This window comes from Maricaulis sp. CAU 1757 (genome assembly GCF_054482675.1).
In genome coordinates, this window is sequence record NZ_JBTLRI010000006.1 from 1 (window position 1) to 22,182 (window position 22,182).

At 64.1% G+C, this 22,182-nt stretch carries 21 protein-coding genes and 1 tRNA gene; 12 read left to right on the plus strand and 10 right to left on the minus strand.

The features are described 5' to 3' along the window. Window positions 1-288: 288 nt before the first annotated feature. On the plus strand, window positions 289-1,215 hold the full coding sequence (locus ACXYMR_RS13645; protein ID WP_458943459.1) for a hypothetical protein: 927 nt from the start codon (window positions 289-291) through the stop codon (window positions 1,213-1,215). Between the two features lie 79 nt (window positions 1,216-1,294). Next, window positions 1,295-2,431, plus strand: coding sequence for a DUF2336 domain-containing protein (locus ACXYMR_RS13650; protein ID WP_458943460.1), 1,137 nt, complete (start codon window positions 1,295-1,297; stop codon window positions 2,429-2,431). 65 nt (window positions 2,432-2,496) lie between these two features. Here ACXYMR_RS13650 and ACXYMR_RS13655 read toward each other — a convergent pair whose 3' ends face one another. From ACXYMR_RS13655 to ACXYMR_RS13670, 4 genes are read right to left on the minus strand one after another with little or no spacing between them, the layout of a single operon-like run. Then, window positions 2,497-2,994, minus strand: coding sequence for an Hpt domain-containing protein (locus ACXYMR_RS13655; RefSeq protein ID WP_458943461.1), 498 nt, complete (start codon window positions 2,992-2,994; stop codon window positions 2,497-2,499). Between the two features lie 13 nt (window positions 2,995-3,007). After that, entirely contained in the window at window positions 3,008-3,499 is a 492-nt protein-coding gene (locus tag ACXYMR_RS13660) for a response regulator (protein WP_458943462.1), read from the minus strand. A gap of 56 nt (window positions 3,500-3,555) precedes the next feature. Beyond that, complete coding sequence (locus ACXYMR_RS13665) at window positions 3,556-4,320, minus strand: NAD kinase (protein WP_458943486.1); 765 nt, start codon at window positions 4,318-4,320, stop codon at window positions 3,556-3,558. A 40-nt stretch (window positions 4,321-4,360) separates the two neighbouring features. Next, window positions 4,361-5,419, minus strand: a complete 1,059-nt coding sequence (locus ACXYMR_RS13670) for a DUF2336 domain-containing protein (RefSeq protein WP_458943463.1) — start codon at window positions 5,417-5,419, stop codon at window positions 4,361-4,363. 95 nt (window positions 5,420-5,514) lie between these two features. Between ACXYMR_RS13670 and egtB the strand changes: the two genes are divergently transcribed. The 3 genes from egtB to ACXYMR_RS13685 all read left to right on the plus strand — a co-directional run bounded on the left by egtB (window position 5,515) and on the right by ACXYMR_RS13685 (window position 8,428). Then, on the plus strand, window positions 5,515-6,777 hold the full coding sequence (gene egtB, locus ACXYMR_RS13675; protein ID WP_458943464.1) for an ergothioneine biosynthesis protein EgtB: 1,263 nt from the start codon (window positions 5,515-5,517) through the stop codon (window positions 6,775-6,777). Between the two features lie 80 nt (window positions 6,778-6,857). Further along, window positions 6,858-7,625: a class II aldolase/adducin family protein gene (locus ACXYMR_RS13680; RefSeq protein ID WP_458943465.1), complete on the plus strand. Its 768-nt coding sequence runs from the start codon at window positions 6,858-6,860 to the stop codon at window positions 7,623-7,625. Window positions 7,626-7,801: 176 nt separating this feature from the next. After that, window positions 7,802-8,428, plus strand: coding sequence for a hypothetical protein (locus ACXYMR_RS13685; RefSeq protein ID WP_458943466.1), 627 nt, complete (start codon window positions 7,802-7,804; stop codon window positions 8,426-8,428). Between the two features lie 16 nt (window positions 8,429-8,444). On the opposite strand, the gene ACXYMR_RS13690 is transcribed toward ACXYMR_RS13685, so the two are convergent. After that, window positions 8,445-8,888: a c-type cytochrome gene (locus ACXYMR_RS13690; protein WP_458943467.1), complete on the minus strand. Its 444-nt coding sequence runs from the start codon at window positions 8,886-8,888 to the stop codon at window positions 8,445-8,447. A 301-nt stretch (window positions 8,889-9,189) separates the two neighbouring features. Between ACXYMR_RS13690 and ACXYMR_RS13695 the strand changes: the two genes are divergently transcribed. The 3 genes from ACXYMR_RS13695 to ACXYMR_RS13705 are packed head-to-tail and all read left to right on the plus strand — an operon-like array spanning window position 9,190 to window position 13,306. Beyond that, window positions 9,190-10,026: a sulfotransferase gene (locus tag ACXYMR_RS13695; protein WP_458943468.1), complete on the plus strand. Its 837-nt coding sequence runs from the start codon at window positions 9,190-9,192 to the stop codon at window positions 10,024-10,026. 6 nt (window positions 10,027-10,032) lie between these two features. Next, window positions 10,033-11,475 (plus strand): sulfotransferase family protein, encoded by a 1,443-nt coding sequence (locus tag ACXYMR_RS13700; protein ID WP_458943469.1) that lies wholly within the window; start codon window positions 10,033-10,035, stop codon window positions 11,473-11,475. A gap of 4 nt (window positions 11,476-11,479) precedes the next feature. Next, window positions 11,480-13,306 (plus strand): ABC transporter ATP-binding protein, encoded by a 1,827-nt coding sequence (locus ACXYMR_RS13705; RefSeq protein WP_458943470.1) that lies wholly within the window; start codon window positions 11,480-11,482, stop codon window positions 13,304-13,306. Between the two features lie 68 nt (window positions 13,307-13,374). On the opposite strand, the gene ACXYMR_RS13710 is transcribed toward ACXYMR_RS13705, so the two are convergent. From ACXYMR_RS13710 to ACXYMR_RS13720, 3 genes are all read right to left on the minus strand, one after another. Continuing rightward, window positions 13,375-14,040 carry a hypothetical protein gene (locus ACXYMR_RS13710; protein ID WP_458943471.1) on the minus strand — a complete coding sequence of 222 codons (666 nt, stop codon included), beginning with the start codon at window positions 14,038-14,040 and terminating at the stop codon, window positions 13,375-13,377. Continuing rightward, on the minus strand, window positions 14,033-15,259 hold the full coding sequence (locus ACXYMR_RS13715; protein WP_458943472.1) for an ATP-binding protein: 1,227 nt from the start codon (window positions 15,257-15,259) through the stop codon (window positions 14,033-14,035). The genes ACXYMR_RS13710 and ACXYMR_RS13715 overlap by 8 nt, the downstream gene beginning before the upstream one ends. An 84-nt stretch (window positions 15,260-15,343) precedes the next feature. Beyond that, window positions 15,344-15,703: a hypothetical protein gene (locus ACXYMR_RS13720; RefSeq protein WP_458943473.1), complete on the minus strand. Its 360-nt coding sequence runs from the start codon at window positions 15,701-15,703 to the stop codon at window positions 15,344-15,346. A gap of 86 nt (window positions 15,704-15,789) precedes the next feature. On the opposite strand from ACXYMR_RS13720, the gene ACXYMR_RS13725 reads away from it, so the two are divergent. After that, complete coding sequence (locus ACXYMR_RS13725) at window positions 15,790-17,103, plus strand: FAD-binding domain-containing protein (RefSeq protein WP_458943474.1); 1,314 nt, start codon at window positions 15,790-15,792, stop codon at window positions 17,101-17,103. Between the two features lie 112 nt (window positions 17,104-17,215). On the opposite strand, the gene ACXYMR_RS13730 is transcribed toward ACXYMR_RS13725, so the two are convergent. Continuing rightward, a tRNA-Thr gene (locus ACXYMR_RS13730) sits at window positions 17,216-17,291 on the minus strand. Window positions 17,292-17,456: 165 nt separating this feature from the next. Then, window positions 17,457-17,909, minus strand: coding sequence for a DUF1761 domain-containing protein (locus tag ACXYMR_RS13735; RefSeq protein ID WP_458943475.1), 453 nt, complete (start codon window positions 17,907-17,909; stop codon window positions 17,457-17,459). A 141-nt stretch (window positions 17,910-18,050) separates the two neighbouring features. Between ACXYMR_RS13735 and metG the strand changes: the two genes are divergently transcribed. From metG to ACXYMR_RS13750, 3 genes are all read left to right on the plus strand, one after another. Then, window positions 18,051-19,763, plus strand: a complete 1,713-nt coding sequence (gene metG / locus ACXYMR_RS13740) for a methionine--tRNA ligase (RefSeq protein WP_458943476.1) — start codon at window positions 18,051-18,053, stop codon at window positions 19,761-19,763. A gap of 66 nt (window positions 19,764-19,829) precedes the next feature. Then, window positions 19,830-20,702 carry a peptidylprolyl isomerase gene (locus ACXYMR_RS13745; protein ID WP_458943477.1) on the plus strand — a complete coding sequence of 291 codons (873 nt, stop codon included), beginning with the start codon at window positions 19,830-19,832 and terminating at the stop codon, window positions 20,700-20,702. 90 nt (window positions 20,703-20,792) lie between these two features. After that, entirely contained in the window at window positions 20,793-22,148 is a 1,356-nt protein-coding gene (locus ACXYMR_RS13750) for a M20 metallopeptidase family protein (protein ID WP_458943478.1), read from the plus strand. Window positions 22,149-22,182: the final 34 nt, after the last annotated feature.

The window sequence follows — 22,182 nt, forward strand, 5'->3', positions numbered from 1 at the left end:
CCCCGGCGGGGCTGCGGGCGGCGAGGAGCGGCACTATTGGAGGACCGTTCCAGACCAGCCCGCCTTGCCAACTCGGGTCCTTCGAGGCCCGGTCAAATCTCCGCATGCGGGACGGTGTCGACGTCCAGTTTTTAATTCGCAGGACGCCTGCACCGTCCCGCATCCTCATCCCGCCAGGCGGAAGCGCCGTGGCGCTATTGATCGTGGCCGGGCGGTTGTTAACCCGGGATTAGGCATGTTGGGCCGAGTCTGGCGGACGATTCGCCAGCTGTGCATTTGGAGACCGGATTGGTCAGCCCCGTCGAAATGTCGAGCCAGGACTTTGCCACGCGTGCCATTCGGCAGGCGGCGCGCGAGACCGGCGCCGACTTCAATTTCCTGATCGAGACCGCCGCCCGCGAGAGCAATTTCCAGCTCGACGCCCAGGCGCGCACGTCCTCGGCCGCCGGCATGTTCCAGTTCATCGAGCAGACCTGGCTGGGCGTGATGCAGCGCCGCGGCGCCGAGCATGGCTACGCCGATGCCGCGGCAGCGATCAGCCAGGATGGCCAGGGCCGTTATGTCGTGTCCGATCCCGAGCAGCGCCAGCGCATCCTCGACCTGCGCTTCGACGCCGTGGCGGCGTCGCGCATGGCCGGGGAGCTGGCCGCGGAAAACGCCGGCATCATAGAGGCCCGCATCGGCCGGCCGGTCGACAGCGGCGAGCTCTACGTGGCCCATTTCCTCGGCGCCGGCGGTGCCGCCAGCCTGATCGAGGCCGCAGAGCAGCAACCGCAAACGCGCGCTGATCAGCTGTTTCCGGCTGCCGCCCGGGCCAACCGGACCATTTTCTATGACGGTGGCAGAGCCCGCAATGCCGCTGAAGTCTTGGCCGAACTGACCGGGCGCCATGGCGACGGGGCGGGAGCTTCGTCGCGCCCGGCACGGGGCCTCGACGCTGCCGCGCCGATGACGGCGCCGGTTTTTGCCTCGGCCTCCGCCCCGGCAAGTGGCCCGGCCATGGCACCGGTGATCGGACGGGCGCAGGACAGTGATCCCGTCGCGGGTGCGGTCCGCCGCATCGCCGAACAGGGCTGGCGCGTGGCGCCGGCGCCGATCCGCAATGCCATGGCACCGGACCGCACGGCCATCGGCAATGGCGAGTTGTCGCCCGCCCTGGTGGAAATCCTCGCATCCCTCGAGGCGCCGCGCGCCGCCCGGGCACGCTCGTCGTGATCGGGCGCGGGGGAGCCAGCAGGCAGACCAAGACCGGAGCGGCCCAGGCCGACCCGGCCCGCTCGGAATGGAACACGGCATGAGTGTTGTCGCGCTGCGCAATCAGCTGACCGGCGAGGATATCCGTCGCCTGGTCAAGGGCAAGGATGACGAGGACCGGGCCCTTGCGGCGCGCAAGATCTGTCGCCGCATGGACAGCGTCGAGCTGACCCGCGCCGAGCGCGCAGCGGCCAATGACATCCTGCGCCTGATCGCCGGTGACGCTGTGGAGCTGGTCCGCCGGGCGCTCGCCGTGACCCTGCGACAGTCGCCCCACCTGCCGGCCGACATCGCGGCCCAGCTGATCCGTGATGTCGACAGCATTGCGGTCCCGCTGCTCGCCGAGTCGCCCGTATTGGGCGACGACCTGCTGATCGAGGTGCTGGCCGAGGAGAGCCCGGAGAAGCGCCTGGCGATCGCCGGACGGGCCTCGCTTGCCGGCCCGGTGGTCCAGGCCATCATGGACACAGGTGACAGCGCGGCCATTGGCGTGGCCGCTGCCAATGACGGGGCCGAGTTCGACGCGGACGCCTACCAGCGGGCGTTCAGCGAATTCTGCGACAATCCCGCCATCATGGACAGTTTCGTGGCCCGTTCCAGCTTGCCGCTGGCGGTCACGGAAAAGCTGATCGCGCACATCTCCGACACAGCTCTGGAGCGACTGGTGCGGACCCACGCCCTGCCGCCTCAACTGGCTGTGGAGCTTTCCGAAGGCGCGCGCGAGCGGGCCGTCATCGATCTTGTCGACCAGGCCGGCCTGGCGCACAATCCGCGGCATTTCGTGCAGCAGATGCGGATGAATGCACGGCTCACGCCGTCGCTGATCGTGCGTGCCCTGCTGCGCGGGCACATCACATTCGTCGAACATGCCTTTGCCGAACTGGCCGGGCTGACCCACGCCAAGACCTGGTTGCTGGTCCACGATGCCGGGCCGCTCGGCCTGCGCGCGGTCTATGACCGCACCGGCATGCCGTCCCGTCTCTATCCGGCCATCAGGGCTGTCTTCGACATCTTTCACGCGATGGAAATGCCGCATGACGGCGCCGGTCGCGAACGCTTCCGCCGCAGTCTTGCCGAGCGTGCGATCACCCGTTTCCAGGGGCTGCCGGAAGGCGACATCGACTATATCCTCTCGCGCTTCGACGAGGATGTTCCGGATCTGGCCAGGGCCGGCTGACCCCGGACATGAAACAGGCGCCCCGCCGGCGGAGCGCCTGTTTTATTGCGACCGTGATGCTTCGATCAGTCGTCTTTCCAGGGTTCCGCGAAGGCCTTGCTCTGGGTTTCCAGTTCGCTGGCCAACTCGGCCGCAACCGGGTCCTTTTCATCGCGGATATTCTGCGACAGGGCGGCACGGATCGCTCCAACATGGGCCAGGGCCAGGGCCTTGGAGGCCTTCTGACGCTTTTCCGGCATGTCGATCATCTTAGTCAGCGACGCCGCGAGGCGCGTGATGATAGGGAATTCATAGGTGGTCCCGAGGCCGCGCAGATCGTGAGCGCGAATGAACAGGTCCTCACCTTCCTCGCCCTTGAGGCCGGCGCTCAGGACCTTCTTGGCCGACTCTTCCAGCTTGACCACTTCCTCCTCAAGCCAGGCGCCGAAATCGGCGCGCATGTCCTTCATGGCCTCCTCGGCTTTCATGATCAGGTGGGCGTCGGCCTGGCTGATCGGGCCACCGATCTTGATCTGCAGCATGTTGGGCGCGGAGATCACCTCGACTTCATCGGATTTAGCCATCGGCAAGGTCCTCTTATACGGCGTCGGCGAACGGCATCGGCCGGTCGTCGCTGGCGGGGTTGGGCACGGAAGAAGCTTCGCCGCTGTCCTGCATGGCGTGGCGGATGACCCGGGCCAGCGAGGATGCGGTGAAAGGTTTGGCAAGAAAGGCGTCGACGCCCGCGCGGTGGGCTTCGGTTATGTGGGCGTCGTCGCTGTAGGCACTCAGCATGATGACCGGGATCGTTGCCCGGGCGGCCTGTCGCGGGCGCAGGGCCCGTACCAGGTCCAGGCCGTTGCGCGGCCGCATTTTCCAGTCGGTGATGACCAGGTCGACGCTGCGGCTGTCCAGGGTGTCCAGGGCGCGGGCAACGCTGTCGGCCTCGAGCACCTGACTGAATCCAAACGCCTGCAGCGATACGCGCAAGGCACCGCGCAAGGCGGCGCAGTCGTCGACAATCAGGACGCTGCGCTGGTCGCGTGAGGTGTCAGGGAATGGATTGGGCATCGGGGTCTGGGCATCCATGTTTCCGGTTCGTCTTGCACACTACCGACGGGTGCTTAACGGCCCCCTAAATGCGCTCAGTTTTGGAACTGTTCAACCAGGATGCGTTCAGACAGGTTGTGCCCCTGGTCAAACAGCAAGGTCAGCGTGACGTCGTTGGCTTCCACAATGTCGACCCGGGCCACTTCGCGGAATTCTTCGTTGTCGGCCACGCAGGACACCGGGCGCAGTTCAGGCTCGATAATGTCGAGACCGACCCGCGCCTTGCGGGGGAGGAGCGCGCCACGCCAGCGCCGGGGTCTGAAGGCGCTGATCGGCGTCAGGGCAAGGAGCCGGGAATCGAGCGGCAGGATCGGGCCATGGGCGGATAAATTATACGCGGTCGAACCGGCGGGTGTGGCGACCAGCACGCCATCCGCCTGCAGCTCGTCCATGCGGCTCTTGCCGTCGACCGTAATGCGGATCTTAGCGGTCTGGCGGGTCTCGCGCAGCAGTGAGACCTCGTTGATGGCGAGGGCGTCGAATTCGCGGGACTTGATGTCACGGCCGCGTACCCGCAGTGGATGGATGCGGGCCCGCTCGGCCTTGGCGATGCGCTCGTACAGGCCTTCGGCCTTGAACTCGTTCATCAGGAAGCCGACCGAACCGAAATTCATGCCATAGACGCGGGCCCCGGTGCGGATGGAGGCGTGCAGGGCGTCAAGCATCAGGCCGTCACCGCCCAGCGCGACGATGACTTCGGCCTCTTCCAGCGGCACGGCATCATAGAGGCCTTCCAGCTGCGTGCGGGCGGACTGGGCCTCGGGACGGGGACTGGCCAGGAAGGCGAGGCGGGGCTGAATGGCTAGGACCTGTGAAAAGCTTGTCGTGACAGGCTTTTATTCAACCTCGGGCGCCCATCTGGCGCAAGACCTTCACAGCCTTTTCCGGTCCGTACATGCGGAACACATTGGCCGCCGCGGACATGGCGTCGCCCTCGAGGGCCTGGTGCATGCGGCCCGAGCGGCGCAGGGCGCGGTGAATGATCGGGTAGGCCGTGCGTTCCAGCTGGGCCGCCTGGCAGGCCATGGCGGCGGCGCGTACACCGCCCATCGCCAGGGCCACGCGCCACTGGCCGACCTTGATGCCGCACAGATGAGCGATGGCATGATCAAACAGGACTTCATCGCCCCCGGACAGGGCGTCGAGAGCGTACTTGCCGCTGAGTTCCCCCGCCTCGTGGGCGGCCTGAACCTTGGCAGCGGCCTCCTTGTCGGCGCTTTCCGGCGCTGCGGACAGCGCGGCCTGCACGGTCAGTTTCTCCACCTCGCCCTTGTCGAGGGCAAAGCGGCGGTACAACTCCTCGCGCCAATTGTCCGGCATCATGATGCACAGCTGGGTGGCGAATTCGGTCGACAGATCGGGGCGGCGGGCGAGGGCCTCACGGAGTTTCGGGTGGGCGCGGGCCACACTGAGGCAGATCGACAGCGTATTCTCGCTGATCTCGGCCGTATCATTGCTGGCCAGGGCGCGAAGGATGTTCGCTTCGCGCGGCTTGGCGAGGACATCGGTAACGGCGAGGCAGATGTTCGGCCGACCGGCCAGCATCAAGCGGTGTTCCGGCGAGCCGCGTTCGGCCAGTTCGACCATGTGCTTGTCCAGCAAACGGTCACTGGACTTGATAATGACGCTTGCGATCTCGATGGGCTGAAACGCGAAATGCCTAATCGCTGTATGCGGTGCCCAGTCGCAATTGGCGAGCTTCTTGGCCATCGCGAGCTTGGTTTCCGCCTCACTGCGGTCCGAGAGCGTGATCAGGAGTTCAGAAGCGATCGGGTCAGCCGTAGGCGATAGGGGCTGCGCCGTGCACAGATCGGTCACGCCCAGTGCCATCTGGTGGCGCTGGTCCGGATCGCGCATCTTGGTCAGCAAGTGCAGGGCTTCAGCGGTGGAAACGGCCATGGGCTTCGAAATTGGATCGGTTATGTTGATCCTCTAGTTAGACCGAAACGCCTTGAAAACTTCTTAATTGTCGCAGCAGGACCGAAGAGCTTGAAATGGAAGACCTGAAGCCGCTTTCGCTGGACGCCGGATATTTTTCCAACCGCAAGCAAACCGAAAGCCTGGTCAGTGGTTTGACGCCCGAGGACATGCAGATCCAGAGCATGGAGGATGTCAGTCCGACCAAGTGGCACCTGGCGCACACAACCTGGTTCTGGGAAACGTTCCTGCTCAAGCCCCACTTGCCGGGGTATTCGGTCTTCAACGATGCGTTCTGCTTTCTGTTCAATTCCTATTACGAAGGCGTTGGGTCACGGCATCCGCGCGCCGAGCGCGGCCTGCTAAGCCGGCCGGGTGTGGATGAGATTCTCGCTTACCGGCGCCATGTCGATACCGCTATGGGCAAGCTGCTCAGCCGGGCCGAAGGCGCCGAGTGGGCGGACCTGGTATGGCTCGGGATCGCTCATGAACAGCAGCACCAGGAGCTGATCCTCACCGACATCAAGCACGTGCTCGGCTGCCATCCGCACGGACCGGCCGTTTTCAACGCGCCAGCCAATGACCCCGATGCATCATCTGGCGGGGCAAGGTGGCAGGAGTTCGAGGGCGGCCTGTACCAGTTCGGCGCGCATGCAGGAGACGGCTTTCATTTCGACAATGAGGGGCCCCGACACGAAGCCGTGCTGACGCCGTTTGCATTGGCGGACCGAGCCGTGACCAATGGCGAGTTTGCGGAGTTCATAGCCGATGGTGGTTACGCCACCGCGACACTCTGGCTTTCGGATGGATGGGCTCAGGTGAAGGAGAAGGCCTGGGAGGGGCCGCTCTACTGGCGCCGCACCGAAGCCGGACAATGGCTGGAATACACGCTGGCGGGCTTGCGAGCCCTCGAGCTGGACGCGCCGGTGACTCATGTCAGTTACTACGAGGCTGCGGCGTTCGCCGAGTGGGCCGGTGCGCGTCTGCCGGACGAGCGTGAATGGGAATTGGCAGCTATCAGCCGGGCTGGCCCGGATGGGCGTTTCGCCAAGGCGGGGGTCGCGCCCCAGCCTGGTCCGGCGCGCACTGGGCAGGGGTGCCGCCAGATGTTCGGCGATGTCTGGGAATGGACCCGGTCTGCATACTCGCCATACCCGCGCTTCCGGCCGGCCAGCGGGGCGGTTGGCGAGTACAATGGAAAATTCATGAGCGGACAGCAGGTCCTGCGTGGCGGGTCATGCGCGACGCCCTCCGGGCATGTGCGGGCCAGCTACCGGAATTTCTTCCCCCCGGGTGCGCGCTGGCAGTTTTCCGGCATACGACTGGCCCGCGATGTCTGAGTGATCAGGGTTTGACCACGCCAACGCAAAGGCCGATCCTGATGCCATACGGCGCATGACAGCGTGAGCGGGAGAAAGACATGGACGATCAAGCCAATGTTTCAGTCAAGGATCAGGTGTCCGAGGAAGAATGGAAGGCGCGCTGTGACCTGGCCGCGCTATACCGACTGGTACGGATGCATGGCTGGGATGACCTGTTTTTCACCCACATCTCCATGCGCGTACCGGGTCCCGAAGAGCATTTCCTGCTCAACCCGTTCGGTTTGCTGTACGAGGACGTAACGGCTTCGAACCTGGTCAAGATCGATCTGGACGGCAATGTCCTGCCTCCGTCGCGCTATGGGATCAATCCAGCCGGTTTCACCATTCATTCCGCCATTCACGAAGCTCGGCCGGACGTTCATGTCGCTTTGCATCTGCATTCTGATGCCGGCGTCGCGGTGGCGGCCCAGAAGGACGGGCTGCGCCCGATTTCCCAGCTCGCCATGAATGTTTTCAATGATGTGGCCTATCATGGTTATGAAGGCATTGCGCTCGACCACGAGGAGAAGGAGCGCTTGGTCGCTGATCTCGGCGACAAGAATCTGATGATCCTGCGCAACCACGGAACACTATCGGTTGGCGATCACCCGTTTAGCGCGTATATTCGTATCTATCTCCTGGAACGTGCATGTCGCATCCAGGTCATGGCGCAGGCTGGCGGAGAGCTGATCGAATGGGATCAGACGATGCAGGATCGCGTGTTCGAACAATCCGGCGAGATTTCGTCCAACGAATTCTTCAAGGAAATTGCCTGGGCTGCCCTGCTGGACAGAGTGCGCCGGGAAAGCCCGGGTTTCGAAGTCTAGCAGGTCTACATAGATGGCAGCTGAGGCTGGCTGCCGGTTTAGGACTTGGTTTCGCGAGCCTGCTGCCGCCCCCGGCACTGGCCGGTGCCTGGCCAAGGGAGCCAGGCAAGGGCCTGTTCATCCTGACCTCTCTGACCGACCGGGCCGATACAGGCTTCAATGCGTGCGGACAGGCTGTGCGCGACGGGTATTTCTACAAGGATGAGCTGTCGGCTTATGCCGAATACGGGCTCAATGAGCGCATCACCTTGGTGGGACGTTTTGCCTGGCAGACGGTGCGCCGGGGGACGTCGGCCGGTGAGGATGCGGCACAGGGATTCGCGGCCAGCGAGATCGGCTTGCGCCGGGTCATCTGGCAGGCTGAACGCCAAGTCTGGTCGGGGCAGGTTACAGCCCTCTTTCCCGGAGCCGGAGAGAACGTGTCAAACCGGCCTCTCGGGGTCGGCGGACACGCCGTCGATCTGCGAAGCCTGTGGGGGCGCAGTATCGGGCAAACCGGGTTCGTGGAAGTCCAGGCCGCGTGGCGTTGGCGCGAGGCGCCTGACCTCGATGAAGTGAGGCTCGACCTCACAGCTGGGTGGCGGCCGGCCAAGCGCTGGCAGGTGATCGCCCAGTCCTATTCGGTGTGGAGCCTGGAGCCCGGTCGTCCGGGAGCGCCAGAATTCCACCAACATCGCCTCGCCCTTTCTGTCGGCCGGCATTGGCGTGGCAAGGACTATTTCCTTGGCGTGTATGCGACGCCGGCCGGGCGCAACGCCATCATCGAGCGCGCCGTATTCTTCTCGGTCTGGCAAACATTTTAGCGACAGCGCACCGAATTCAGGGTGCGGTCTCGACGGCGAGATAGGCGATCAGGTCGCGGCGTGCCTCGGCGTCCCGAAGGCCGACAAAGCTCATCCGATTGCCCGGCACGGCCACACGCGGATTCTCGATCCAGGCGTCCATGGTCTCTGCCGTCCAAACCAGCCCGGCCTGTTCCAGCGCATCGGAATAAGCAAAGCCTTCTTGGGAAGCAGCCGGTGCGTCAATGATGCCATAGAGGTTGGGGCCGACCGAATGGCGAGCGCCTTCGGCAAGTGTGTGGCAGGCCTGACAGCGCCTGAACTGCCGCCGTCCGTTATCCAAGTCGGCGCTGGCATAGTCGCTGCCAAGCGCGACCAGGACGGGGTCGGGATCTCGCGCCGAGACCGGTTCGGGGGCCTCGCCTGCTGGCTCCACGGCGTCCGGCGTGGCGGCTGAAGTCTCGGTTGTCGGTGTCACCACCGGCGGTGTCGGGGTGTCAGGCTCGTTTGGGCCACAGGCGGCCAGTGTTATTGTTGCCAACGCGGCCAAGCAGGAAAAGCGGAACATCCGGTCACTCCAATCGGAGGGCTTTGGGCAAAAAAAGTGGCTCAGCGATAGCATTCCTGGCCGGGGCCCGGAAGCGCGTCGGGCTGTCGCACGCAACTGGATCGCCTGGCGGCACGGTACAAGCGGCAATTTTCCGCTTGTGTTGTCACTGGCATTTGTGGCTAACCGTTGCAGGCGGGTACCGTTCCTATTCGGACCGCCAGGAGGGGGATAAATGGCACGGCAAGTCTGCTCGGTGTCCATCTGCGGGGCCGGTCATTCCGGTTCGACGCTGCTTGGCATGCTGCTCGGCAGTCACTCCGAGGCCATGTATATCGGCGAAGGTGGCAAGGCCCGCAATCTCGGCGATGAACGCAAGCCGCTGCGCAAGCGGGTGTGCAAGATTTGCGGTCCCGATTGTCCTGTTTGGGCTGACTTCCGTTGGGATCGGAGTTCCTGCCTTTATGCCCAGCTCTCCCAGCATGTCGGCGTGCCGGTCCTGATTGATTCGACCAAGGACGAGGCCTGGATCGAAGCCCGCACCGACGAGGTGCGTGCTGATGGCGGTACCGCCTGTCTGTTACTGCTGAGCCGAGATGGTCGCGCGGTCGTCAATTCCCGCATTCGCAAATACCCCGACCGCGACCCTGCGCGGCAGATCTCCGACTGGGTCGACAAGATGGCCGCGAGCGAAGCGCTGTATGCGGCCTTTGCGGGGCCCAAGATGCGCGTGCGCTACGAGGAGTTGGTCGAGGACACGGAAGCGGTTGCGCGGGCCATATGTGACCTCGTCGGTATCAAGTTCGAGGCCGGCATGCTCGATTACGCGGCGACGCCCCACCACGTGCTGGGCGGCAATAGTGGCACCCAATTCCTGGCAGCGCGGAAACAGTTCGAAACGCCTGACGAAGCATTCGTCAGCCTCGGGCAGCGGACACGCGACTACTATGAAAACCATTCCGGCCGTATCGAGCTGGACCTGCGCTGGCGCAGTGAACTGAGCGCGCCGCATCGCGCGCTTTTCGAAACCATGGCGGCACAGGCCAACCAATCCTACAAGTGGGGAGAATAGCGAAACATGGCCAAAGTCGACCTCGTTTTCCGCCAGATCGATGAACGCACGCGTGACGTGGCGCTCGAACTGGCCAAGAAGCATATCCGGCCCGAGAACACCTTTATCATCGACAATGTCCGGCCGTTCACGGCGTGCGTCGATAAGATGCTGCGCATCGATCACGAGTGCGACTATGTCGTCTATGTCGATGCGGACTGCCTGATCCTCGAGGACATGCGCGAATTCATCGATCAGTGTGATGCACCTTATGTCGATGCCTATGTGTCTGATCGTTTCCGGGGCCGTCTGCATTGCGGCGTGCACATCACGCGCATCGACTTGGTGCGGTCAATGGCCGAAATCGACCCGCCCCTGGATGACATGAAGTACGTCCTGCGCCCGGAAAGCCGGCTGCGCAACCTCGCCATGAAGCCGATGGGTGCGAGCAAGCAGTTCCGCAATTTCGATATCCTCCATGATCACTTCCAGGCCTATCGCCACATCTTCATGAAGTACGCGCTGCGCGAACTTCGTAGCCGTACCAAGGTTCAGAAAAAACGGCTGCGCTCCTCGATGAAGACCTGGCGTACCAAAAGTGACGAGTTCTGCGACCTGACCATGGCCAAGCACGCAGTCGAATATGCCCGCCAGCATATCGCGCCGACGGCAACCCCGGACGAGGTCCATGCGTTCATCGAAGCGCTGCCAGAGCATGCGGAACAGGAAATTGCTGCGCTCGGCCTGACCGAGAAGGGGGCATTCACCATGGGCGAGCTAGAAAGCTGGCTCGATGCCCAGCCCGACCGGATTGCCTATGGCCAGAGTGCCGAGAAGCCAAAGATATTCGGCCTCGGCCTGTCACGCACGGGCACTCGCAGCCTGACCAGCGCCCTGCAGATCCTTGGTTTCGATTGCAGTCATTATCCGATTGACGAGGATACTTATATCGAGTTGTCCAACGCCCAGTATGACCTCACACTGCTGAGGTATCATGATGGGCTGACCGACATCACCACCGCGCCTTTCTTCCACCAGTTCGACAAGCATTATCCGGGCTCGAAATTCATCCTGACCGTGCGCGACAAGGAAGAGTGGCTCGCCTCGTGTTCGCGCCATTGGTACAACCGGCCGGCCTTCAAGGACTGCAATGATCCTGACGAAGAAGTGCACATCCGGATGCGGCAATTCCTGCGTTCCGCCGTGTATGGTTGCTACAATTATGACCGGGAACGCTTCTCCTGGGTCTATGACGAGCATGTGCGCCGGGTGATGGAGCACTTCAAGGACCGGCCGGACGACTTGCTGATCATCGACGTGTGCTCCGGCGAGGGCTTCGAGAAGCTCGCGCCATTCCTCGAGCGTCCGGTGCCGAGCGAGCCCTTCCCGCACAAGGGCGCAGTGATGTCACGCAATCTGATCGCCGAGCAGGACACGGCGCAGACGGCGCGTCCCTCGCGCGTGGCCTGACGCGGTGGGCGAGGGCGACACGCCCAGTCCGGATCCGGCGCCACCCGGCCTGGCGGCCTGTCTCGCCCACGCCCGGCGGGCCTTCGGCCTCGTGATCCGCACCAGCGCCGCCCTAGCGGTTCAGGTCATCGCGGTCACCCTGATCGTCGCCTTGCTGCCGGCGGCGGCGCTATATGTCTCCAAACTGGTTGTCGACAGTGTCGTCGCCGCGGTCGAGAGCGGCTTGGTCGAGGACCGCCAGACGGTATTTGCCTGGGTCGTTCTGGAAGGCGTCATTCTCGCTGTCCTGCTGGCCGCGCGCCGCCTGCTGGTGTTCTACAAGGCACGCCTGCACGCCGAGCTGGGCTTTCATGTCAACCAGCTGATCCTCGACAAGGCTCAATCGCTGAGCTTGGTCCAAGTCGAAGACCCGGCGGTGCAGCAACAATTTGTCCAAGCCCGTCAGTTTGCCACCAGTCGCCCGTTCGGATTGGTCAGTCGCGGTCTCGATGTACTCCAGAACGCGGTCACGCTGGCCTCTGTCGCCGGTCTGCTGATCACCGCGTCGCCCTGGTTGCTGGCCGTGGTGCTGGCCGGGGCGATCCCGTTATTCTTGGGCAATCTGCGCTTCTCCGGCACCGCCTACCGGTTTTACACCGGCCGAACGCCGCAAATGCGCGAGCGAAGCTATCTTGAAAGCCTGATAAGCGGCGAAAGCATGGCGCGCGAACGCCTGCACATGGGCTGGGGCGCGGCCATCGCGGAGCGCTATCGCGAGCTGTTCGGCTCGCTCTACGGTGAGGATCGTCAGCTGCAGGCCCGACAGGCCTGGATGGCAGCCGGTCTCGGCCTGATCGCCTCAGCGGTTTTCCTAGGTGGCAAGTTGTGGATCGTCTGGATGACGCTGCTCGGGACCTTGACCCTGGGCAGCATGCTGATGCTGGTCGGCCTGCTCAAGCAGGGCCAGGCCAATGTCACGGCGCTGCTGGCCGCCTTTAGCGGCGTCTACGAGGACCTGCTGTATCTGGACAATCTGTTCACCCTGACCGGCCTGCCTGATGACCGCGCGACCGGGACAGCCCAGGCCGGGTCGGCTCCCGGTGACGGGCTGCGTTTTGAGGCCGTGAACTTCACCTATCCGGGACGGCGTCATCCGGCCTTGCGCGATATCAGCCTGCATCTCGCCCCGGGTACTCGGCTGGGACTGGTTGGTGCCAACGGATCGGGCAAGACGACGCTGGTCAAGCTGGCGCTCGGCCTGTACCGGCCAGACAGCGGAAGGGTCACGTTGGACGGGCTGGATCTGGCCGACTGGGACCCGGCCTGCCTGGCACGCCGCTTCGGCGTGCTGTTTCAGCCCTTCACCAGCTACAAGATGACCGCGCGCGACAATATCGCCTTCGGAGCCGGGCTGTCCGACGCCGTGGGCACCGACCAGCTGATGCGGGCTGCTGATGCGGGTCTGGCGCGCGATCTGGTCGAGGAGCTACCGCAGGGTCTCGACACAAGGCTGTCCAAGCGTTTTCTCGATGGCTTGGAACTGTCCGGCGGCCAATGGCAGCGCCTGGCCATGGCGCGGGCGCACGTCAATGAGGCGGCAGACATACTCATTCTTGACGAGCCCACGGCCGCCCTTGACCCGGCAGCCGAAGCTGAATTCATGGCTCGCAAGGAAAGCGGTCGCAGCGTGATCCTGATCTCGCACCGCTTGGCCAATTTGCGCTCCGCCGACAGCATCGCGGTACTCGACAAGGGATGTCTGATCGAGCACGGCAGCCATGATGAGCTGATGGCAAAGGGCGGGCTCTACGCGCACATGTTTGCCACCCAGTCGGCCCCCTACGCGCCGTAGGATTGCGGCACTTTGCAGTCAAGCACAGGCTACCCAAAAGGTTGCAAGGCCTGACTGTCGACCTCGGTCTAGGGCTCGTCCCTCACCGTGGGGGCACGCGCGGTATCCGTCACGGCCCGCATCACGTAGGCGGCGTGGAAACTGGTCCAGGCGACAATGCCGACGAACTTGGCCGCATCCTCGATCAGGCTGAGGCGGGGGTCGGTTCCCGGTGCGATGACGTCAATGCCGACACTGGCGGCGAAGCCGGCGAGTGCGAGCCCGAAAAGCCCGTAGGGCTGACGCAGCAGATCCTGCCGGGCCGCCAGTACGTAGGCAGCCGCCAGCACCACATACGCAGCGAGGACCAGGTTCTGCGGCACGCCATGGCCCGGCGCCACGGCCTCGTGGATCATGAACATGTCGTCCAAGGTCAGCCAGCCGGTGAAGAGACCGGCGACCAGAAGAAAACCGGCCGGCCGCAACGGCCCAAGCTGGCTGAGCGCCAACGCGCCAATCAGGCAGATCGCGGCGGCGCCAGCCCAGATAAGCCCGCCCAATGTCGACATGGCGCCATAATAAACCTTGCAGCACGCCCCACTGGCTTCGGCAGCCACCAGCGCATCGGCGAACAGCAATTCCGGGTCCACCCAGGGCTGGGCGATGACCGCGGTCACCAGAACCACACTCGCCAGGACGGGGAGCCAGAAGAGGAAGCGGCCCTGGCCCTGAAGGTCCAGGAGCGGGTTACGCATCTGTCGGTTCCAGGGGCTGAGGAGCGGATGGCCGCCGATTGCCGGTCAGGGATCCGGGCAGGCGCTGCAGGAGCGGATTGAGGTGCGAAGCGATGGCGGGCAGCGGGTCGTCGAGGCTGAACAGGGCGTGCACTGCACCGATCGATCGGGGCACCGCCAGCGCGGCCCGGGCCGCCAGCTCGCCGTGACGGCCGGATCGGATCAGTGTCTTGAAAGTCTGGTTTTCGCCCTTCAGCCAGAACAGGCGGCGCCCAGCCTTGTAGGCCCACGGGTCCGGGAGTGGCGTGGTGATCTCGCCCGTCATGATGCCGGCATGGGTCTCGATGTAGGGCATGTCGGCCTGGGCAAGTTTGATATTGGCGTCGAGACGCGGATTGATTTCCAGGAAGCTGATATCGCCGCTGGTCTCGTCGACGAGGAATTGCGCCGAGCCGGCGCCGTGATAACCAAGCGCCTCTGCAAGTCGCGTGGCGTGGGTCTGCAAGGCCGGGTGCGGGCGCACGGTTTCAACCCAGGTGCCGTAACCGTCGCGGCCGCCGGTCGTGGTGGCCAGAACTTTCATCTCGATGGCTGAGTGCAAGCGCCCTTGGATGGCATTCCAGCACACATTGTGGCGACGGCCGGGATTGTAGCGCTGAACCATGAGCTGCTGGTGCCCCTCGGGGGGCCAGTGCGAGGCTATCCGGTCGAAATCCGCGAGGCTTTGGCAGATCACGGCCTTGCGGCCGTACAGGTCATGATTGGACTCGACGGCGCGGATCACCAGCGGCGCGCCGATGTCGCGTGCAGCGGCCTGCAGGTCCGCAAGATTGTCAACCGTCTGACGCGCCGCGACCGGCACGCCGCAGGTCTCCGCAAGCCGCGCGGCGCCAGCCTTGTTACAGACCTGGTCGACGATCGCCTGGGCGACATTGAAGCTGGTCAGTCCGGTCGGCAGGCTGGCCTGATTGCGGGCCAGCCAGCGGGTGCCGGTCTCGTCGACGGAAAAGATGGCGGTGATATCGGGATCAGCGGCGCAAACGGTTTCAAGTGCGGGAAGAACCCGTTCCGGAGCTGCCGCCAGGTCCGGCAAGGTGACGCTTCGCGACACAAATCGGGACAGGTTCATGTAGTCGCAATAGCCAGAAGTGCCCGCGACAACGGTATAGCCAAGCCCCTGAAATGACCGGGCCGCCGCTAAGCTGGCGCGGTTATGGTCGATTAGAAGAATGCTCGGCATGGCTGGCCTCCCGATAGTGCCGGAAAACCAAGCAAGAAACGGACCAACGGAGTGCGGTGCCGCGCTCCAGGTTCGTCGGGGCTATCAGGTGTCTGACATGCAGGCGCGATAGGCGCGGGCGCCGGCGCGGCGGGCGCGGCGGGATTCAGCCATCAATTCGACGGTCGGCTGTTCCGTCCGCTGTGGCCTCAGGGTCGAACCCGGCCCCTGGGCACAATCGTGCAGGCCAGGCTGGTTATCATCGCAAGTGGAGCGGTTGTGATGACTGGCCCGTGTCCGGTGCACCTCCATCATCATGCGCTGGGCCTCTCGCTCCATCGCCTGCATGCCCGTTTGGTGGCAGGCCGCCTCGGCTGGAGGCATCTGGTAACTCTGCAATGTCGGCTCGGCGTGCGTGAGCAGCAGGCTCACGGGAGCCGCGATGAAACCGGACATTATAACCATGACAATCTCCCATCGCTCGGTCAGAGGATAAGTGTGCAACGCGAGCATGGCAACCACAGGCAGCGCGCGTGGCGGCGGAGAGGACTGTGAAGGAAGCGATCCGGCAAGCCTTTCCCGTGCCGCTCGCCGCGCTAGCTTTCATCCCAACCCGGAGGCGCTGTAGCAGGGATGAGGTCATGACATTTGCCGCTTCACGCGAGGCAGCCCGCGCTCGTCTACAAGCTGTCCTGCCCGATCTAGGACGGGCATATGCGCGGGATCGAAATCATGATCTCGGTCCACGAGACCGCTCGAACGTGTCGATGCTGTCACCGTGGATCCGGCATGGTGTGCTGGCGGAGCGCGAGGTGGTCGAGACTGTGCTGCAATGCCATGACCGTGCGGCCGCGGAGAAATTCGTGCAGGAGGTGTTCTGGCGCAGTTACTTCAAGGGATGGCTGGAGCATCGACCGCAGGTCTGGGACGCATATCGGTGCAAGCTGGCCGAGGCATACCGGGACCTCCAGTTCGACGCCCAGTTGCGAGCGAGCCATGCCGCCGCGATCGGCGGGGAAACCGGTCTGGATGCGTTTGATTACTGGGTCCGGGAACTGGTCGAGACCGGCTATTTGCACAACCACGCGCGCATGTGGTTTGCCAGTATCTGGATATTCACCCTGAAACTGCCTTGGGTGCTCGGGGCCGATTTCTTCATGCGGCACCTGCTCGATGGGGACCCGGCCTCCAACACGTGCAGCTGGCGATGGGTCGCCGGACTGCACACCGCGGGTAAGCACTATCTTGCTCGGGCCGACAATATCGCCAAGTTTACCGGCGGCCGCTTCAATCTGTCCGGTCTGCTGCGCGAAGACGCGGCCCCGATCGCGGACACCGACGCCTACGAAGCGCAGCCGCTGACCTGGCCCGACACCCGGCTCCCTTCGGACCGATACGGACTTCTGCTGACCTCCGACAGCCATGAACCTCACCTGTCCCGGCAAACGGCGCCCTCAAGCATTCTGGCGGTCGCCACCGCCACATTGCGCTCGCCTAGGGCCGTCTCTGCGGCCGTTTGCCGATTTGAGTCCGACGCGCTGGAAGACCGGCTGGCTGGTTATGGCGCCGCAGCTCGACCACTTGAAAGCATTGGCGATAGCGCCGGTTTTCGAGCCGCGGTGACGCGCTGGGCCGAGGCCGAACGGATTGCCACTGTGGTGCTGCCTTTGACGACAGTCGGACCAGTTCGAGATTGTCTACCGCCACTGGCGGGGGAACTCGCGGCACGAAACATCGCGCTGGTCGGTGTGGCCCGGAACTGGGACCGTCAGGCCTGGCCGCATGCGGGCAAGGGGTATTTCAAGCTCAAGGCCAGGATTCCCGCCATTCTCGCGGCGCTGAACGGCACCGCGCAAGACGGATGACGCTTGGGGGACACATCGCATCGAGATCGGGACGATGGCGCGTGGGAGTAGCGCATTGCTAGCCTGCTGCACCAGAGGCGACTCCGGAATTCCCCAAGGTGTCTGAATTCAATGGTGCCGGCTGAGGGACTCGAACCCCCGACCCCCTGATTACAAATCAGGTGCTCTACCAGCTGAGCTAAGCCGGCCCGGTGCGATTTGCACGGGGCGCGCGTGGCGCCGGGTCCTGATACGCGGGGGCGAGGCGGGCGACAAGAGGGGAGTGCAACGGCATTTCAGGTCAGCGCGAACGAGAACGGCCGGGAGCCCGGGCTCCCGGCCGTCAGGTGGTCCAACCGGTTTGCCCTGTCGGCCTATTCGGCCGGAGCGGCGGCGGACTTGGCGCCGACGCCGTCGAGCAGCACCAGGGCTGCGGCCATGGCGATGAAGGCCACCAGGGTATGGGCGCCGTCGAGGACTAGCAGCATGAAGGGCTGGCTGGCATAGGCGATGTCGTAGGCCATCGTGGTGATGACAAAGCCGGCCCACAGGAAGACGGCCCACTTGATGGCCGGGCCCAGGGTCATGGCGTCCAGCGCGCGCAGGGCGATGCCGATGGCCAGGGCCGTGGCCAGGGTTATGACGAAACCGCCGATCATGCCGATGGCAGCACCGGCTTCCGCAGCCTGCAACTCGGCTTCGCTGAAGCCCCACAGGCCGACCCACAGATCAGTGAACAGCAGGCCGTAGAAGATGAAGCCGACGAAATAGGCCACGACGGACGCGACCAGCCAGGCGATGAGATTGACTCCGAAGATACGCGGCATTGGGTGTTTCCTCCCCTTGAAAGGACGGCTATGTGTGCGCGTCCTGCCCGCGAGCCCCTTGCGGCTCGCATCCCAGCGCGGGAAGTGTACACCGGATTCGACTCGTCGGCTGCGATAATCGACAACAGGAAAGCGGACCCAATGGCCAGAATTCTGATCACCAGCGCCCTGCCTTACATCAATGGTGTCAAGCATCTGGGCAATCTGGCCGGGTCCATGTTGCCGGCGGACGTGTACGCCCGTTTCCAGCGTCTGCGTGGTCATGATGTGCTGTATATCTGCGCCACCGACGAGCACGGCACGCCGGCGGAACTGGCAGCGGCGAGAGCCGACATGGATGTGAGGGCCTATTGCGATGAGCAGCACGCCATCCAGGCCGAGGCCGGGGCCGGATTCGCTCTGAGCTATGATTATTTCGGTCGAACGTCGAGCCGGCAGACCCGTGAGTTGACCCAGCATTTCGCCGAGGCGCTGGAGGCCAACGGCCTGATCGAGGAGCGGGTCGAGGAACAGGTCTTCTCCATCGATGATGACCGCTTCCTGCCGGACCGCTATGTCGAGGGTACGTGTCCGCACTGCGACTTCGAGCGCGCTCGCGGCGACCAGTGCGACAGTTGCGGGCGCCTGCTGGAACCGACCGACCTGAAGGAGCCGTACTCGAAAATCTCCGGGTCGAAGAACCTGGAAGTCCGCGAGACCAAGCACCTCCATCTGCTCCAGACCAAGATGGAGACGCGCATCCGCGACTGGGTGGATGCGGCGGATGGCTGGCCCTCCCTGGCCAAGTCAATCGCCTATAAATGGCTCGATGAAGGCCTGCGTGACCGCTCGATCACGCGTGACCTGAAATGGGGTGTCCCGGTAACCCAGAACGGTGCGCCGAGGCCCGGCTTCGAGACCAAGGTGTTCTACGTCTGGTTCGACGCTCCGATCGGCTATCTCGGTGCCACGGCCGAATGGGCCGAAACGGCTGCAACCGACTGGAAAAGCTGGTGGCGCACCGATGCGGGAGCCGACGACGTCACCTATGTCCAGTTCATGGGCAAGGACAATGTCGCCTTTCACACCGTGTCTTTCCCGGCCACGATCCTCGGCTCGGAGGAGCCCTGGAAGACGGTCGACAAGCTCAAGGCGTTCAACTGGCTGACCTGGTATGGTGGCAAGTTCTCGACCTCCGAGCAGCGCGGCGTGTTCATGGATCAGGCGCTGGAACTGCTGCCGGGCGATTACTGGCGCTGGTACCTGACCGCGAATGCCCCGGAAGGTTCGGACTCGGCGTTTACATGGGAGCATTTCCAGTCGCTGATCAACAAGGACCTGGCCGACGTGCTGGGCAATTATGTCAACCGAATCCTGCGCTTCAACAAGTCACGCTTTGACGGTGTTGTGCCCGCCGGCGGGGAATGGGGCGAGCACGAAGACTGGCTGGCTCACGAAATGACCCAGCGCCTCGACTCCGCCGCAGCCAATTTCGAGGGCATGGAATTCCGCAAGGCCGCGGCTGATGTGCGCGGCCTGTGGGCGCTGGGCAATGAATACCTGACACGGGCCGAGCCGTGGACCCATTTCAAGACCGACCCGGAAAAAGCCGCGATCGGCGTGCGCACTGCGCTCAACTTCATGATTGTCATGGCCTGTGCTGCGCAGCCGATCATCCCGACCGCCGCGGCGACCATTCTTGATGCGCTGGGGGTGAATACGGCCGACAGGGCTTGGCCTAACGGTGATGCCAAGGCTTTGCTGACCCAGCTGGATACCGGTCGCCCCGTGGAGCCGCCGGAAGTCCTGTTCAAGAAGATCGAGGACAGTGACGTTGCCGAATGGACTGAACGTTTTGGTGGGTCCTCCGACTGACAGTGGTTTTCGGTTTGACGTGAAAGTCGTGCCCCTGTCCTATGGCTGAAAAGGGGAGTGAACTCGATGTCTTACATGGCAGTCGGACTGGTGGTGGCGGGGCTTTTAATGGGCGAGGCCGCGTCAGAGGCGCGGGCCCAAGGGCAGGCCGATGCAGACTGGCGAGCGGCCGTCCCTGAAAACCTGCTTTTGATCGAGCTTCCCGCCGGCGAGGTGGTAATCGAACTGGCCGACTGGGCGGCGCCAGAGCATGCGGCCCGCATGCGGGATGCGGCACGAGCCGGATTTTATGACGGGTTGAGCTTTTACCGGGTGATCGAGGGATTCGTGGCCCAGGGCGGCCGCGGCGAAGACCCGGACCGGCAGACCTTGCCCGATTATCCTGCCCTGGTCGGGGAATTCACGGTTCCTGCCGATGCGGTCACGTTCACGCCGATGATCGATGCGGACCTGTACGCACCGGAGGTCGGACATGTGGCCGGCTTCCCGGCGGCGCGTGATGCCGTGCGGGGCGAGGTCTGGCCAATCCATTGTCCGGGCATCGTGGCCATGGCGCGCGACAATCAGCCGGACACGGGTGATGTCGAATTCTACATCGTGCTCGGTCACGGGCCGCGTCATCTTGATCGCATCATGTCGGTGTTCGGTCGGGTGATTGACGGCATGGAGCATGTGCAATCGCTGCACAGGGGCGACCCGGAGATCAATTCGGGGGTCATGGAGGTTCCCGGTCCGGCCAATGTCATGCAGCGGGTGCGGGTCGTCGCCGACCTGCCGGAAAACGAACGGCCAGTCTACGAGATCATGCGCAGCGACGGTGCGGCCTTCGAGGCCCGCAAGGCGGCGCGACGTCACCGGACGCACGAATTCTTCTTCGAGACACCGCCTGAAGTGATTGAGGCGTGCCACATGCCGGCGCCGGTGCGGCAGGTCCGTTAGGGGCACAGATCCCGCCGGGCGGCTATTGACCTTTCCCGGTGCGAGCAGTCGAATGCCGTTTGAGAGATATTCCACGGGGGGGGAAGTTACATGACCCGATTGAGCAATCGCCTTCTGGCCGGCCTCCTGGCCGGTTCGGCGCTGGCCCTCAGCCTGCCGGGCTTGGCCGCAGCGCAGAGTGGCAATGACGCCCTGCGCCAGGCCATCATCAGCGATTACGAGGCACATCTCGGGCCGCTTTACGAGCATTTCCACGCCAATCCCGAGCTGTCCCTGATGGAAGTCGATACGGCGGCCCGGCTTGCCGAGGAGCTGCGCGGATTGGGCTTCGAAGTTACCGAACAGGTCGGCGGTACCGGTGTCGTGGCGGTGATGGAAAACGGCGAGGGGCCGACGCTGATGTTGCGGGCCGACATGGACGGGCTGCCGGTCGAGGAACAAACCGGCCTGTCCTATGCCTCGACAGCCCGGGGCACCGATCGCCGCGGCGTCGAGAGCCCGGTCATGCATGCCTGTGCGCATGATACCCACATGACCGCCCTGGTCGGCGCGGCCCGGCAACTGGTCGAGCGGCGCGACGAATGGGGTGGTACGCTGGTGCTGATCGGTCAGCCGGCAGAGGAGCTGGGCGAGGGCGCTGGCGACATGCTGGATGATGGTCTGTTCGAGCGCTTCCCGCTGCCCGATTTCAACGTGTCGTTCCACACCTTCTCGGCCATCCCGGCGGGAATGATCACCTACGTGCCGGGCTTTGCCATGGCGAATGTCGATTCGGTTGATATCTACGTCCAGGGACGCGGCGGGCATGGCGCCTATCCGCACACCACCAAGGACCCGATCTTCTTGGCCGCACAGATCGTGGTGGCGCTGCAGGGCCTGGTATCGCGCGAGCTGTCTCCGCTTGAGCCGGGGGTCGTCACGGTCGGTGCCTTCAATGCCGGCACCAAGCACAACATCATCAGCGATGGGGCCCATCTGCAACTGACCGTGCGCTCCTACACCGACGAAGTGCGCCAGCAATTGCTCACCGGCATCGAGCGGGTGGCGCACAACCAGGCGGCCAGCTACGGGCTGCGCGAAGACGAGTATCCGCGTGTCGAAGTTGAGGAGACCTACACGCCCGCGCTTTACAATAATCCGGAACTGGCGGCGCGGGCCGTCGCCACGATGCGTGAGCGTTTCGGTGCCGACCGCGTGGTCGAGGTCGATCCGGTCATGGGCGGCGAGGATTTCTCCCGCTATCACCGGACCGAGCACAACGTCCCGACCTTCATGTTCTGGGTCGGTGGCACGACCCAGGAGCGCCTCGACAGTTTTGCCGAGCGGGGGGAAAGCCCGCCGTCCAATCACTCGCCCTTCTTTGCACCGGATGATCCGCAGACTTCGATCACCCAAGCCACCGAGGCGATGACGGCGGTGGCGCTCGACCTGCTGGCCGCCGAGTAGATGGGCGGCGGCGAGACCGGCCCGACACGGCGCG